The organism is Enterobacter sp. K510, assembly GCF_055804875.1.
Genome location: NZ_JBNRLQ010000003.1, coordinates 251,245 through 266,323, shown reverse-complemented (window position 1 = coordinate 266,323; position 15,079 = coordinate 251,245). Strand labels below are relative to the sequence as shown.

The following is a 15,079-nucleotide window of genomic DNA, read 5'->3' as shown; positions in this document are numbered from 1 at the left end:
GGGCCAATATGATTATTGGCCATTTTTTTGCCGCAACAGCGTCGGCAAGTTCCCCTCTCCGTACAGATGCAGCGCGCCCGCGGCTACCACATAATGCCCCGGCGGCAACGCCAGTAAATGCTCACACCACGCCTGATTACGCTGATGCATCAGGATCTCATACAGCGGCTCGCTGAAGGTCGACGGCAGGGCGATGTCCCGTTCTTCCGGCGGTTTATTCATCCACCAGCCAATCATCACCTGCAACAGCCGGGCATTGGTGTGCCAGTGCTCCAGCGTATCCAGCAGCAGGGCTTTGCCGTCGTCGGGCAACTGGCTCAGCAGATCGATTTGATTCTGCGTCCCTTCCAGCTCCATCACCGGAAGCGCCGCCTGTTTTGCCGCCTGCAACAGCTGATAATCAATGCCGAAATCCGGACGCAGGCCCAGCCGCTGCGCCTGGGTAGCCTGCAATACCAGCGCGATTTTCCACGCGGGCTGATCGTCAAAGATGTCAGGGGCAAGGGATAAGGTTTGTAGCAGCGTTTCAAGATCGCGCTGTTCCGCGTCCGTCAGCCGTTCCGCCAGCGGCGCGCGCGGCGGAAGATCGTTAAAGGGTGAGGCCTGGCCGGAGACATCAGCCTCGACAATCAGCGCCGTCGCCTGATGAAGCTTTTTCAGCAAGCCAGCGGGCAGGGGAGCCATGTCGCGCGTACCCATATGAATACTGCCGACCAGATGAAGATGACGCCCGCCGGGCAGCGTCAAATCTATCGCGGGCCACGGATAACGGGGGGCCCACAGTGCGTCAAACCAAACTTTTAACCGGCTAAACAGGCTCATACAGGCTCCCGCAAAAGAAAGGACCATGCTAGCGCGCGGGGAAGGTGGGTGCAAATCGGCTAACGGCGACCCTCCCGCAGGAAGGCCGCCGGTGCGGATCAGGCTTTAGGTTTGTAGCGCAACAGGCGGTTGGCGTTGCTCACCACGGTGATGGACGACAGCGCCATCGCCGCGCCCGCCACTACCGGGCTTAACAGCGAGCCGGTCAGCGGCCACAGCACCCCTGCGGCAATGGGAATGCCCAACGAGTTATAGATAAAGGCTCCCAGCAGGTTCTGCTTCATATTGCGCAGCGTCGCTTTCGAAATATCCAGCGCATCCGCCACGCCCGTCAGGCTGTGACGCATCAGGGTGATAGCCGCCGTTTCGATGGCGGCATCGCTGCCGCCGCCCATGGCGATCCCCACTTCCGCCTGCGCCAGCGCCGGGGCATCATTGATGCCGTCGCCGATCATCGCCACCTGACGGCCTTCCTGCTGCAATTTCTTAATCGCATCGGCTTTACCGTCCGGCAGTACCCCGGCGATTACCTCATCGATTCCGGCTTCCTGCGCAATGGCTTTCGCGGTTACCGGGTTATCGCCGGTGAGCATCACCAGCCGGTAGCCGGCCTGATGCAGACGCGCCAGCGCGCTCACGCTGTCGGAACGCAGCGGATCGCGGATCGCCAGTAGCGCCACGGCGGTGCCGTCCACCGCCAGCAGCACCGGCGTCGCGCCCTGCGCCGCCCGGGCGGCAATCGCCTCGTCAAGCGCGCGGGTATCAACGCGCTGTTGATTAAGCAGCGCCTGGTTGCCCAGCAACAGCGCGTGATTATCCACTGTGCCGCTGACCCCCAGCCCGCCGAGGGTACGGAAATCCCGCACCTCCGGCAGCGCGTCGTCAGCGGCTTTTTCGACGATTGCGCGGGCCAGCGGATGGCTGGATCCCTGCTCCAGCGCCGCAGCCAGCCGCAGCACCTCGCGTTCTTGATAAGCGCCGGTCAGGGTGACGGCGACCACCTGCGGTTTGCCTTCTGTCAGGGTGCCGGTCTTGTCGAAGACCAGCGTATCCACCTGGCTGCCGCGTTGCAGCGCATCGGCATCGCGCACCAGCACGCCATATTCAGCAGCGCGCCCGACGCCGGAGATAATCGACATCGGCGTGGCCAGCCCCAGCGCGCACGGACAGGCGATGATCAGCACCGTGGTGACGATCACCAGGGTGTAAACAATTTGCGGCGCGGGGCCGAAGAAATACCAGATCGCGCCGCTGAACAGGGCAATGGCGACCACCACCGGCACAAAAATGGCCGAGATTTTATCCGCCAGCTGACCGATTTCCGGCTTGCTGCTCTGCGCCTGGCGCACCATACGGATAATGCGCGACAGGGTGGTGTGGCTGCCGACGGCGCTGGCTTTGAACAGCACGCTGCCATCGGTCATTACCGTTCCGGCGTGAACGCTGTCACCCTGGCTTTTTTGCAGTGGCACCGGTTCGCCGGTAAGCATCGCCTCATCCAGCCAGGCCTCGCCCTGGACGATCTCGCCGTCGACCGGCACGCGATCGCCGGTGGTCAGGCGCAGGATCATGCCCGGCTGCACCTCCGCCAGCGGAAGGGTTTTCTCACCCGCGTCGGTGACCACGCGCGCCGAGGGCGGCGTTAAGTCGAGCAGACGTTCCAGCGCTTTTGACGAGCGCGCCCGCGCCCGTGCTTCCAGCATATGCCCGAGGTTAATCAGGCCGATGATCATCGCGCTGGCTTCATAGTAGAGGTGGCGGGCTTCCATCGGGAAGGCATGCGGCCAGAGGTTGACGCTGATGGAATAGATCCAGGCCACGCCCGTCCCCAGCGCGACAAGGGTATCCATGGTGGCGGTGCGGTTCAGCAGGCTTTTCCAGGCGCTGCGGTAAAAATGCCCGCCCGCGAACACCATCACGGCGAGAGTGATAGCGCCGATCATCAGCCACAGGGTGCGGTTAGCATCGGTGACCATCATATTGTCACCCGTCATGCCCCACAGCATCACCGGAATACCGACCAGCAGCGCGACAATGGCCTGCCAGCGGAAACGTTTTAAGGTCGCAAGGGCGGTTTCCTGTTGGCGCTCGCGGCGCTTCACATCATCTTCGATGATCTCCGCGCCGTAGCCGGCATTTTCCACCGCGCTCACTAATTCAGCGGCGGAGGCGCTGCCCATTACCAGCGCAGAGCGCTCCGCCAGATTGACCCGTGCCTGGCTGACGCCCGGTACCGCCTGTAAGGCTTTTTGCACGCGGGAGACACAGCTGGCGCAGCTCATGCCGCTTAACAGCAACTGCTGGCTGTCTTGCAGGTCATCCGCTGCCGGAAGCTCAGGTTGCGCCGCTGTCAGTGCTTCCGACGGGAGTGATGACTCTGCCAGCGGTTTAGCCTTTGGGTATTCGGGGCTCGCGTCGTACCCGGCTTGTTTAATGGTATCGATAAGCTCCGCCGCGCTGGCGCTGCCGGTCACGTCGGCATGGGTCAGCGTCACTTCCGCCTGTTCAACGTCAGGGCGCTGCTCCAGACTTTCTTTAACACGTTTCACGCAGTGGCCACAGGTGAGGCCATCAAGCGCTAAAGCGATGGTTTGCGACATAATTAAACTCCTGTAATTTCGGTTGAACCAATACACACATTGATTACAGTTATAAAGGTTAAACCTTCCATCAAGGGGAAGGTCAAGGGGGAAAGATGAATATCAGCGATGTGGCGAAAAAAACCGGCTTAACCAGCAAAGCGATCCGTTTTTACGAGGAAAAAGGGCTGGTGACGCCGCCGTTACGCAGTGACAACGGTTACCGGCACTACACGCAAAAACATCTTGATGAGCTGACGCTGCTGCGTCAGGCGCGGCAGGTGGGATTTAATCTTGAGGAGTGCGGCGAGCTGGTGGGGCTGTTTAACGATCCGGCGCGGCACAGCGCTGATGTGAAAGCGCGCACGCTGCAAAAAGTGGCGGAGATTGAGCGCCACATTGTTGAGCTGCAATCGATGCGCGAACAGTTGCTGACGCTGGCGGCCTCCTGTCCGGGCGATGACAGCGCCGACTGCCCGATTATTGATAATCTCTCGGGCTGCTGCCATCGCAAGGCGCAGGCATAATCAGCCTGCGTCGCCCGGCGAAAGCGCCTGGCGAAACCAGCGGGTACGCGATAACAGCAGAGTAAACAGCCCGGTGCACAGTAGCGATGTGCCCATGGCGATAAAATAGACCGTCCAGTGCTCCGTAAACACCGACAGAAAACCCGGCAGCCCGGAAATGCCTATCGACGGGGCTTTCACCTGATAGCTGGCGACGATGCTGCCCGCGATGCCTGCGCCGAACATCGCCGCCATAAAGGGGAAGCGATAGCGCAGATTAACGCCAAAAATCGCCGGTTCCGTGACGCCAAGCCAGGCCGATACCGCAGCGATTGCGGCCACGCCCTGCATCTTTTTATTGCGTACCAGAAAGAAAATCGTCATCGCGCCCATTCCCTGGGCCAGGCTCGCCATCACCTGAATCGGCCACAGGGTGGTGTACCCCAGGGTGCCGATCATTTGCAGATTCACGCCTAAAAACAGATGATGCATCCCCGTTACCACCAGCGGCGACAGGATAGCGGCGAAAACCCCGCCCGCCAGCCCAGGCGCGACGTCAAACAACCACAAAATGCTGCCGGTCATGCCATTTCCCAGCAGCATGGTCAGCGGACCAATCACTAAAAATGCCGCAAAGCCGGTGACCAGCAGGGTCACGGGCGCGACGATAATCACCTGCACCATATCCGGAACTACGCGCGCCAGTAAACGCTCAGTACGCGCCAGTAACCAGGCGCAAAGCAGTACGGTGATCACCTGCCCCTGATAGGCCACTTTTTTCAGTTCCAGGCCCATAATCGACCAGTACTGCACCTGATCCGGCGTTTTTGAGAACTGCTGGGCGCTCATTAAATCCGGGTGGATGAGCAGCAGACCAAGCACAATCCCCAGCACCGGATTACCGCCGAATTTTTTCACTGCCGACCAGCCAATCAGCGCAGGCAAAAACAGAAAAGAGGTGTTGGCGATAAGATTAATAATGCCGGACACGCCCTGCCAGGAGGGATAATGTTTTATCAGCGCATCATCAAAAAACAGCCCCGGATTAACCAGAATATTATTCAGCCCCAGTAATAGCCCGGAGGCGACAATCGCTGGCAGGACCGGAATAAATATATCGGCAAGATTCTTTATCAGTTGCTGTAACAGGTTGCCGCGTTTTTCGGATGGTTTTTGGGAAGGGACTGGAGTATTTCCGCGCTGCTGGGAAATTTCCTCATAAACCTTATCAACCAGCCCGGGGCCGATAATAATCTGAAATTGCCCGTTAGCGTTAAAACAACCTTTAACTAAATCATTGCTTTCCAGTTCCTGAATATTAATACACTTCTCATCATGCAGTACCAGCCGCAATCGCGTCAGGCAATGTCCCATGGAAATGATATTATTACTCCCGCCAATAAGTGTAAGCAGCGAACTGGCGTTATCCTCCAGCGTTCCTTTCATGATTTTCGTCCTGAAGTGTCGGGTGACGCACCGGATAATTACATGCGCTTTTTTATACTGTCAATACACTTAATTTATTGATTTTATGAATATATTGTTTATAAGTTATCCGTGCTATTCGCCGTTGTTTTTCTGGACAGAAACCGGGCGTAGTGCCACGATGGACGCGATATTCTTCGCAAATGGAATTCCGATGATGCAGCCCAATATTTTGCTGATGATTTCCCATGACAGCGGACGTAAATTTCAGAACTACGGTTATCGGGTGGCAACGCCGCATATTAATGCCCTGGCGCAGCGCGGCCTGCAATTTGACAATTGTTATTGTCCAGCCCCGCAATGCAGCCCCAGCAGGGGCGCGTTATTAACCGGGTTATACCCACATAATAATGGCCTCATCGGGCTTGCGCATCTCGGTTTTTGTATTTCAGAGGGTGTAACTACTTTACCAAAAGAATTACAAAAAAACGGCTATTATACGGCGCTGATCGGGCTCAGTCATGAAACCATTAATAACGCGCAGCCGGTCGCGGAACGCATATTCTCCTCTACCACCGCGCTTGGCTACGATGACTATATCCCGGTGCCCGGCGAGCGCGCGTCACAGGTTGCCGATTCGGTGATCGATTTTCTCCTCCGCCATCAGCATGACGATCGCCCGTTTTATCTTAACGCCGGTTTTTTTGAAACCCACCGCGATTTCGATGAATATCAGCCAGTTGCGGATCGGCCTGACGAGGTGGAGGTGTTCGATTTTCTGCCGGATGTCGAAGCCGTTCGCCAGGATATCGCCCTGTTTAACGGCGCGTTAAAAATGCTGGACAGTGCCGTAGGGCGCATTTGCGCGGCGCTGGATGCAACGGGACTGGGCGATAACACCATAGTGGTGTTCACCACCGATCATGGCGTCGCCTTTCCGCTGGCGAAAGGCACCTTAAAAACGGCAGGGCTGGAGACGGCGCTGATTATCGTGCTGCCGGGCAAAGCAGCTGTCACCGGTCGCCGCCAGGCGCTGTTGTGCAATATCGATCTGATGCCCACCTTGCTTGAACTTATCGGCGCAGCCTGTCCCGACGGGCTTGACGGCAAAAGTTTTGCTTCGCTTTTGCAAAGCCCGTGCGACGAAGGACGGGAGTCGTTCTTTACCGAGCTGACCTGGCACGACAAATACCACCCCATGCGCGGTGTGCGTACCGCCCGTTACAGTTACGTCAAAAATTTTGCCGACGGGCCGCTGGTCTATGTTCCCGTTGATGCGCATCTGAGTCTGTCTGGGCTGGCGGTGCGGGAGCGGCTGTACGTTCCAAACGAGCCGGAGGAGCTGTACGATCTGCATCTGGATCCGCTGGAGAAAAATAATCTTATCGCTCATCCTGACTATCAGGCCATCGCCGCCCGGCTGCGTGAGCGCGTGGCAAACTGGATGCGTGAAACCGACGATCCGTTGCTTAGCGGTCCGGTGAAAGGCGTTGAGTCACGGCGCTGGGCGCAGGAGATCGCCGCCGGTCGGGCGTATCCGGGACGGGAAAAGTGGCAGAAGCAGATGAAAAGCCCGGAGGGCGATGACCGCTCCGGGTAAAGGTGCGGCCATCGGGGGAAGGGATCAGCGGGCGCGTACCCGCAGGGTGATCCCCTCAACGGCGATCACCACCACCGGCGTCCCGGCAGGCAGATCCTCATCGGCGCTCACCGGCCAGGAGCTGTCGCCCACCCGCATGTGTCCGCGGCCATTCACCAGGTCGGTTTCCAGCGTAAAGCGACGGCCCACCAGCTGAACGCCCCGCTGATTCAGCGCGGCATCGGCAGGTTTTTGTTCTTTCACCCGCCGCGCCAGCCAGCGCCACCACAGCCAGGCGGCCAGCATGGTCAGCAGGGAAAACATCACCCCCTGCCACTCCCAGCCAAAGGGCAGCAGCCAGACTACAAGGCCGGTCACCACCGCGGCCACGCCGCTCCACAGCAGATAACCGTTGCCGCCGAGCATTTCAGCCGCCAGCAGGATCCCGCCGAGGCTTAACCAGAAAATGTGCGGATGCGCGAGCAGGATGTCCATGGCTATTTCTTCCGCGCAGTGGCGCTGTCGTTGAGCAGTTCTGAAATCCCGGCGATGGATCCCATCAGGCTGCTGGCGTCCAGCGGCATCATGATCACTTTGCTGTTATTAGACGAGCCGATGTGTTGCAGCGCTTCGGTATATTTTTGCGCCACAAAGTAGTTCACCGCCTGAATATCACCAGCGGCAATCGCCTGAGACACCATTTTGGTCGCCTCGGCTTCCGCTTCCGCCGAACGTTCACGCGCTTCAGCCTGCAGGAAGGCGGACTGACGCTCGCCTTCCGCTTTCAGGATCTTCGATTGCTTCTCACCTTCGGCTTTCACAATCTCTGCCTGGCGAATACCTTCGGCTTCGAGAATATAGGCGCGCTTGGTACGTTCCGCTTTCATCTGCGCGTTCATGGCGTCGATCAGTTCAGCCGGCGGGCGTACGTCGCGGATCTCAATACGGGTAATCTTGATGCCCCACGGATTGGTGGCTTCATCGACGATGTGCAACAGGCGGGTGTTAATGTTATCGCGCTGCGACAGCATTTCGTCCAGCTCCATGGAGCCCAGCACAGTACGGATGTTGGTCATCGTCAGGTTGATGATCGCCAGCTCCAGATTGCTCACCTCATAGGCGGCTTTCGGCGCGTCGATCACCTGGATAAAGCACACCGCATCAATGGATACGTTGGCGTTATCTTTGGAAATGACTTCCTGGGACGGGATGTCGAGCACCTGCTCCATCATATTGATTTTACGGCCAATGCGGTCCATAAAAGGTACCACCAGGCTCAGCCCCGGTTGCAGGGTGTGGGTGTAACGCCCGAAGCGCTCGACGGTCCACTGATAACCCTGCGGCACGATTTTCACCCCCGCGCCGACCACCACCAGAGCAACAAAGATAAGAATAGGGATAACGATAAGCATAAAACCTCCTGTTATTAAATCCGTGGGTATTGAATTACATCCATTTCATTGCGGGTAAGTATAACTTTTATCGCCACCAGGCACCCCCTGTTAATCCTGAGGGTGAAAAAGGGCGGGAATGAAATCGAAAGATGCGGACGCTTTATGCAACAGGATAAGACCGCACGGCAAGTACGGAATATGACTTTTCAGACTAAGTGGTAACCCGCAGGCTGGCACAATACCACTGCACTCCGTAGGCCGGGCAAGCCTGCGCCGCCCGGCGAAACCCATGTCAGTACAGCAAAGAATACAGCTTACGGCGATATTTCGACGCCAGCGCATCACCCGTGCCAAGCGCTGCTAGGATCTCCTGCAACATCTTACGCGCCTGGCCGTCGGCGGCATTCAGATCCTTGCTCAGATGGCTGAACAGCAACTCCAGCGCTTCTTCATTGCGGCCCACCTGATGCAGTTGCAGCGCCAGCTGCGTGGCGAGCGTTGCGTTTGCCGGATCGATTTCCACCTGCTGTTGCAGCAGCTGGATCTCCGGCGTATCCGCCGCCTGTTTCAGCAGATCGATCTGCGCCACCAGCCCCTGATAGCGGGTATCCTGATCCTGCATCGGGATGGTTTTCAGCACCGCTTCCGCATCCTCGGAGCGGTTAAGGGCGATTTGCGTTTCCGCCAGCAGCAGACCAATTTCGCTCCCCTGATTTGAAAGCTGCCAGGCCTCTTTTAACAGAGGCAGGGCATCAGCATAGTTGCCTTCTTCGATCAGCTGCATTGCCTGCTGCGCTTTCAGCTCTTCTTCACGCGGCAGCACTTTTTCCAGCAGCGCGCGGATGGCTTCTTCCGGCTGCGGCCCCTGGAAACCATCCACCGGCTGGCCGTTCTGGAACAGGTAAACGGTCGGGATGGCGCGCAGACCAAACTGCGAGGCCACCATCTGCTCGGCGTCGCAATCGACCTTCGCCAGCAGGAACTGCCCGTTATACTGCGCCGCCAGCGACTCCAGCACCGGCGTCAGTTGCTGACAGTGCTGGCTACGCTCGGACCAGAAATAGAATAACACCGGCGTGGCGACAGACTGCTCCAGCGTTTGCTGTAGGTTCGCTTCGGTAACATTGACAATATTTTGTACGGACATAACGTTTTCTCTGTTTTCGCGTTTATCTTTACATGGGGTCAGGCGCGAAGCCTTCAACTCAACCGCGTAAAATTTTATCCATCAGACGATCCGGTAACAGGCGTTTTAAGGCGCTGACCGCGTAGGTCACCAGCGTCACCGGATAACGTATTTTTGGTCGTTTACTCTCAAAAGCATGGCGCACTTTGGCGACCACGGCCTCCGGGCCGAGGGTAAAACGTGCGGCGATACCCGGATTTTCCACCGGCTTGTCGCTGGTCTGATTGACGTTTTTCGTAAAGCGGGTGCGGATAGGGCCAGGCTCAATCAGGCTCACCTTGATGCCCGTGTGCCGCAGCTCCATACGCAGCGCATCCGACCAGGCTTCCAGCGCATATTTACTGGCGGCATAGGCCCCGCGACCGGGCGTGGAGATCAGCCCCATCACTGATGACGTCATCACGATACGGCCCTCACCGTGGGGGATCATCGCGGGCAGCAGGCGCATGGTGAGCTGGTGCGCGCCAAAAAAGTTGGCGGAAAACTGCTGCTCCATCTGCTCGCGGGACACGGTATTAAGCGCGCCATAGACCCCGTAACCCGCATTATTAAAGAGGCCGTACAGACGATTGTCGGTGCGCGCAATCACCTCATCGGCGGCGCGCTCCACGCTTTCCGGCGAGACCAGATCCAGCAAAATGCCGGTAAAACCCATCGCATTCATCCGCGATACGTCATCGGGTTTGCGGCAGGCGGCAAGGATATGAAATCCCTGACGCTTCATCTCCACTGCCGTTTCCAGACCAATTCCGCTGGAACATCCTGTAATTAAGACCGATTTTTGCATAACTTTACCCGTCGGCTTTCCCGATTATTTATGAGGCGTGGTTTACTAAAGGTGCCAGGCGTGTCGCCATCCAGTCGGCGATAAACGGCTGGGCGTCAGGATTAGGATGGATACCATCGTCCTGCATCCACTGCGGTTTCAGATAGACCTCTTCCATAAAGAAGGGCACCAGAGGAATATCGAACTCGCTGGCAAGTTTGGGATAGATGGCGCTGAACGTCTCAGTGTAGCGACGGCCATAGTTCGCCGGCAGACGGATTTGCATCAGCAGCGGTTGCGCGTCGGCGGCTTTTATTTCCTGCAAAATTTTACGCAGCGTGGCTTCGGTCTGCGCCGGTGCGAAACCCCGCAGGCCGTCATTGCCGCCCAGTTCCACCAGTACCCAGCGCGGCTGATGCTTTTTCAGCAGGGCGGGCAGACGCGCCAGCCCCTGCTGCGAGGTATCGCCGCTTATACTGGCATTAACTACCGGCGTCTTCTGCTGCCATTTATCGTTGAGCAGCGCCGGCCAGGCCGCCGTTGCCGCCATGCGATACCCGGCGCTCAGGCTGTCACCCAGAACCAACAACGTGTCCGCCGCGGCGGCGCGACAGGTTAACAGAAGCATAAAAAGGAAGGGCAAATGCCAGCGGAAAACATTGTTGAAGTTCATCATCTTAAGAAGTCCGTCGGTCAGGGGGAACATGAGCTGTCCATCCTCACCGGAGTTGAGCTGGTTGTCAAACCCGCGCAGACCATCGCGCTGATTGGCGAATCCGGATCCGGCAAGTCCACACTGCTGGCGATCCTCGCCGGGCTGGATGATGGCAGTAGCGGTGAGGTGCACCTGCTGGGGCAGCCATTGCACAGTATGGATGAAGAAGCGCGGGCAGCCCTGCGCGCGCAGAACGTCGGCTTTGTCTTTCAGTCCTTTATGTTGATCCCAACGCTGAACGCGCTGGAAAACGTCGAGCTCCCGGGGCTGTTGCGCGGCGAAAAGAGCAGCCAGAGCCGGGAAAATGCCCGCGCGCTGTTAAGCGAGCTGGGGCTGGCGAAGCGTCTTGATCACCTTCCGGCGCAGCTTTCCGGCGGCGAACAGCAGCGCGTGGCGCTGGCGCGCGCCTTTAACGGGCGTCCCGGCGTGCTCTTTGCTGATGAACCCACCGGCAACCTCGATCGCCAGACCGGGGATAAAATCGCCGATCTGCTGTTTTCCATGAACCAGCAGTACGGCACTACGCTGATCCTCGTCACCCACGATCCGCAGCTCGCCGCCCGTTGCGATCGTCGTTTGCGGCTGGTTAACGGCCTGCTGCAGGAGGAAGCATGATCGCCCGCTGGTTCTGGCGCGAATGGCGCTCGCCTTCGCTTTTGATCGTCTGGATGGCGCTGAGCCTCGCCGTCGCCTGCGTGCTGGCGCTCGGCAACATCAGCGACCGCATGGAGAAAGGCTTAAGCCAGCAGAGCCGCGACTTTATGGCGGGCGATCGCGCGCTGCGTAGCTCGCGGGAAGTGCCGCAGGCATGGCTGGATGAGGCGCGTAAGCGTGGCCTGAAAGTCGGCACGCAAATCAGCTTTGCCACCATGACTTTTGCCGATGACGCCCCGCAGCTGGCGAACGTCAAGGCGGTGGATGACATCTACCCGATGTACGGCGAGCTGGAAACCCGCCCGGCTGGCGTAAAACCGCAGCCGGGAAGCGTGCTGCTTGCGCCGCGTCTGATGGCGCTGCTGAAGCTGAAAACCGGCGATGAAATCGACGTCGGCGACGCCCGTTTACGTATTGCCGGGGAGGTGATCCAGGAGCCGGATGCCGGTTTCAATCCCTTCCAGATGGCGCCGCGCCTGCTGATGAACGTGGCGGATGTGGCGAAAACCGGCGCGGTGCAGCCCGGCAGCCGCGTCACCTGGCGCATCAAATTTGGCGGCACGCCCTCGCAGCTGGAAGCCTACGAGAAATGGCTGCTGCCACATTTAAAGCCGGAGCACAAATGGTACGGCCTTGAGCAGGACGAAGGGGCGCTCGGCAAATCCCTTGAGCGCTCGCAGCAATTCCTGTTGCTGTCGGCATTGCTGACGCTGCTGCTGGCGGTTGCCGCCGTAGCGGTGGCGATGGGGCATTACTGCCGCAGCCGCTACGATCTGGTGGCGATCCTCAAAACCCTCGGCGCGGGCCGCGCTCAGTTACGCAAACTGATCGTCGGCCAGTGGCTGATGGTGCTGGGGCTGTCGGTCATTACGGGCGGTGTCATCGGCCTGGTGTTTGAACGGGTGCTGATGATCCTGCTGAAACCCGTGCTGCCCGCCGCGCTGCCGCCCGCCAGCCTGTGGCCGTGGCTGTGGGCGGTGGGCACCATGGTGGTGATCTCCCTGCTGGTGGGGCTGCGTCCTTACCGTCTGTTGCTGGCAACGCAGCCGCTGCGCGTGCTGCGCCGCGATGCGGTGGCCAGCGTCTGGCCGCTGAAGTTTTATATCCCGGCTATCAGTATCGTCACTGTCCTGCTGCTGGCCTGGTTGATGGGCGGCAGCATGCTGCTGTGGGCAGTGCTGGCTGGTGCGGTGGTGCTGGCGGCGCTGTGCGGACTGCTCGGCTGGATGCTGCTTAACGTGTTAAAACGCCTGACGCTGAAAGCGCTGCCGCTGCGCCTCGCGGTAAACCGCCTGCTGCGCCAGCCCTGGTCAACGCTAAGCCAGCTGTCGGCGTTTTCGCTGTCGTTTATGCTGCTGGCGATGCTGCTGGTGCTCAGAGGCGATCTGCTTGACCGCTGGCAGCAACAGCTGCCGCCGGAAAGCCCGAACTATTTCCTGATCAACATTGCTTCTGAGCAGGTCACGCCGCTGAAAGGGTTTCTCTCGGAACATCAGGTGATCCCGGAATCCTTCTATCCCATTGTAAGGGCGCGGCTGACGCAGATTAACGGCACATCCACGGACGGCAATCAGGATGAAGCCTTAAACCGCGAGCTGAACCTGACCTGGCAGTCGCAAAAACCGGATCACAACCCGATCACCGCAGGTAACTGGCCGCCGAAAGCCGGGGAAGTGTCGATGGAGCAGGAGCTGGCGAAACGGCTGAATATTTCGCTCGGCGACAGCGTGACATTTATGGGCGACACCCAGGATTTCACCGCCAGAGTCACCAGTCTGCGTAAAGTGGACTGGGAAAGCCTGCGGCCTAACTTCTACTTCATCTTCCCCCCTGGCGCGCTGGACGGACAGCCGCAAAGCTGGCTGACCAGTTTCCGCTGGGAAAACGGCAACGAGATGCTGACGCAGCTTAACCGCGAATTCCCGACGGTCAGCCTGCTGGACATCGGCGCGATCCTGCAACAGGTCGGTCAGGTGCTGCAACAGGTGAGCCGCGCGCTGGAAGTGATGGTGGTGCTGGTGACCGGGTGCGGCGTACTGCTGTTGCTGGCGCAGGTGCAGGTAGGAATGCGTCAGCGTCATCAGGAACTGGTGGTATACCGCACTCTTGGCGCGGGCAAAAAACTGCTGCGTACCACGCTGTGGTGCGAGTTCGCGCTGCTCGGTTTTGTCTCCGGGCTGGTGGCTGCTATCGGCGCGGAAACGGCGCTGGCAGTTCTGCAGACGCGTGTGTTCGACTTCCCGTGGGAGCCGGACTGGCGGCTGTGGCTGGTGCTGCCGCTTTCCGGCGCGCTGCTGCTGTCACTGTGCGGCGGCTGGCTTGGCACACGGCTGCTGAAGGGCAAAGCGCTGTTCCGTCAGTTCAGCGGTTGATTTTCTCTCTGCCCCTCTCCCTGCGGGAGAGGGCCGGGGTGAGGGCAGTCACGATCCCCTGTCATTCAGTGACATACTCAGTAGCATCATGAAATATTTTCAATTACTGCCGCGCCGCCTTTATGCCATCTTAAACCGTCAAATTCTGAATGCGCCGCGTAGCACGGCGCGTCACACAGCACATATCACATTGATCAGGAGAAATTATGGGACGTCGTTTCAGCGTGCGCGCCGCCGTCGGGGCATTACTGTTAACCTGCGGGCTTGCGCAGGCCAGCGATCCACAAACCATCACCTTCGGCGTGGCCCCAGGCCCCTATGGTGACATGGTAAAACAGGCCATCGCGCCGTCGCTGAAAGAGAAAGGCTACAAAGTGGTGGTGCGCGAATTCAGCGACTACGTGCAGCCGAACATGGCGCTGTCCAACGGCAGCATCGACGCCAACCTGTTCCAGCACTCGCTCTATTTCAACAAATTTATCGCCGATAAAAACCTCAAGCTGACGAAGCTGATTAACGTGCCGACTGCCGGTATGGGCTTTTATTCGCACAAAATCAAAAGCCTCGACGAGCTGAAAAAGGGGGATATCGTTACCCTGTCTAACGATCCCACCAATCTGGCGCGCGGCCTGCGTTTCCTGCAATCCCTAGGTCTTATCACCATTAAAGACAATATCGATCCGACCAAAGCCTCCGAGCGCGATATTGCCAGCAACCCGAAAGGCCTGGTGTTCAAACCGCTGGAAGCCGCTCAGCTACCGCGTACCCTCGACAGCGCCACCGCCGCCCTGGTCAACGGCAACTTTGCTATCGCCGCAGGCATGAAGCTGGACTCGGCGCTGAAGCAGGAACAGCTGGATGATAATCTGAAAAACATCATCGCCGTGCGTAGCGAAGACGCCGAAAAACCCTTCGCGAAAGACATTGTTGCCGTGGTCAAATCTCCGGCTTACCGCGCGGTGATCGACTCGCCAGACAACGTTTACAGCGCCTTCCAGAAACCTGAATGGATGGTTGCTGCGGATAAAAAATAAGCGGCGCACAGGATTAATTCTGGCAGGCTGCGGCCTGCCTTTTGCAT

Annotated in this window: 13 protein-coding genes; 5 read left to right on the top strand and 8 right to left on the bottom strand. The window is 58.6% G+C overall.

The genetic code is table 11. The annotated features are described in order from the left end of the window. Window positions 1-12: 12 nt before the first annotated feature. Together ACQUTD_RS06700 and copA are read right to left on the bottom strand one after the other, a co-directional pair. Entirely contained in the window at window positions 13-822 is an 810-nt protein-coding gene (locus tag ACQUTD_RS06700) for a TraB/GumN family protein (RefSeq protein ID WP_473274117.1), read from the bottom strand. A gap of 98 nt (window positions 823-920) precedes the next feature. Beyond that, window positions 921-3,422, bottom strand: a complete 2,502-nt coding sequence (copA, locus tag ACQUTD_RS06695) for a copper-exporting P-type ATPase CopA (protein ID WP_473274119.1) — start codon at window positions 3,420-3,422, stop codon at window positions 921-923. A gap of 95 nt (window positions 3,423-3,517) precedes the next feature. On the opposite strand from copA, the gene cueR reads away from it, so the two are divergent. Next, window positions 3,518-3,928, top strand: a complete 411-nt coding sequence (gene cueR / locus ACQUTD_RS06690; RefSeq protein ID WP_072567601.1) for a Cu(I)-responsive transcriptional regulator — start codon at window positions 3,518-3,520, stop codon at window positions 3,926-3,928. Here the strand turns inward: cueR and ACQUTD_RS06685 are convergent, their stop codons facing one another. Beyond that, window positions 3,929-5,353 carry a PTS transporter subunit EIIC gene (locus ACQUTD_RS06685; RefSeq protein WP_473274121.1) on the bottom strand — a complete coding sequence of 475 codons (1,425 nt, stop codon included), beginning with the start codon at window positions 5,351-5,353 and terminating at the stop codon, window positions 3,929-3,931. A 193-nt stretch (window positions 5,354-5,546) separates the two neighbouring features. Between ACQUTD_RS06685 and ACQUTD_RS06680 the strand changes: the two genes are divergently transcribed. Further along, a complete protein-coding gene (locus ACQUTD_RS06680; protein WP_473274122.1) occupies window positions 5,547-6,932 on the top strand; it encodes a sulfatase-like hydrolase/transferase in 1,386 nt (461 codons plus the stop codon). Between the two features lie 24 nt (window positions 6,933-6,956). Here the strand turns inward: ACQUTD_RS06680 and ACQUTD_RS06675 are convergent, their stop codons facing one another. The 5 genes from ACQUTD_RS06675 to tesA form a co-directional block, all read right to left on the bottom strand. Further along, entirely contained in the window at window positions 6,957-7,406 is a 450-nt protein-coding gene (locus ACQUTD_RS06675) for an NfeD family protein (protein WP_473274124.1), read from the bottom strand. A 2-nt stretch (window positions 7,407-7,408) separates the two neighbouring features. After that, complete coding sequence (locus ACQUTD_RS06670; RefSeq protein ID WP_318374638.1) at window positions 7,409-8,323, bottom strand: SPFH domain-containing protein; 915 nt, start codon at window positions 8,321-8,323, stop codon at window positions 7,409-7,411. Between the two features lie 274 nt (window positions 8,324-8,597). Beyond that, window positions 8,598-9,452 (bottom strand): tetratricopeptide repeat protein, encoded by an 855-nt coding sequence (locus tag ACQUTD_RS06665; protein WP_473274127.1) that lies wholly within the window; start codon window positions 9,450-9,452, stop codon window positions 8,598-8,600. A 58-nt stretch (window positions 9,453-9,510) separates the two neighbouring features. Beyond that, window positions 9,511-10,278 (bottom strand): SDR family oxidoreductase, encoded by a 768-nt coding sequence (locus ACQUTD_RS06660; RefSeq protein WP_473274130.1) that lies wholly within the window; start codon window positions 10,276-10,278, stop codon window positions 9,511-9,513. A gap of 28 nt (window positions 10,279-10,306) precedes the next feature. Continuing rightward, window positions 10,307-10,933 (bottom strand): multifunctional acyl-CoA thioesterase I/protease I/lysophospholipase L1, encoded by a 627-nt coding sequence (gene tesA, locus ACQUTD_RS06655; protein WP_158684884.1) that lies wholly within the window; start codon window positions 10,931-10,933, stop codon window positions 10,307-10,309. Here tesA and ybbA point away from each other — a divergent pair. The 3 genes from ybbA (at window position 10,901) to ACQUTD_RS06640 (ending at window position 15,032) form a co-directional block, all read left to right on the top strand. Next, window positions 10,901-11,587 carry a putative ABC transporter ATP-binding protein YbbA gene (gene ybbA / locus ACQUTD_RS06650; RefSeq protein WP_473274132.1) on the top strand — a complete coding sequence of 229 codons (687 nt, stop codon included), beginning with the start codon at window positions 10,901-10,903 and terminating at the stop codon, window positions 11,585-11,587. The two genes, tesA and ybbA, sit on opposite strands and share 33 nt — an antisense overlap. Continuing rightward, the gene (gene ybbP, locus ACQUTD_RS06645; protein ID WP_473274134.1) at window positions 11,584-13,998 is read left to right on the top strand and encodes a putative ABC transporter permease subunit YbbP; all 2,415 of its coding nucleotides are present in this window, start codon (window positions 11,584-11,586) and stop codon (window positions 13,996-13,998) included. The genes ybbA and ybbP overlap by 4 nt, the downstream gene beginning before the upstream one ends. Before the next feature lie 206 nt (window positions 13,999-14,204). Beyond that, complete coding sequence (locus ACQUTD_RS06640; RefSeq protein WP_318363276.1) at window positions 14,205-15,032, top strand: MetQ/NlpA family ABC transporter substrate-binding protein; 828 nt, start codon at window positions 14,205-14,207, stop codon at window positions 15,030-15,032. Window positions 15,033-15,079: the final 47 nt, after the last annotated feature.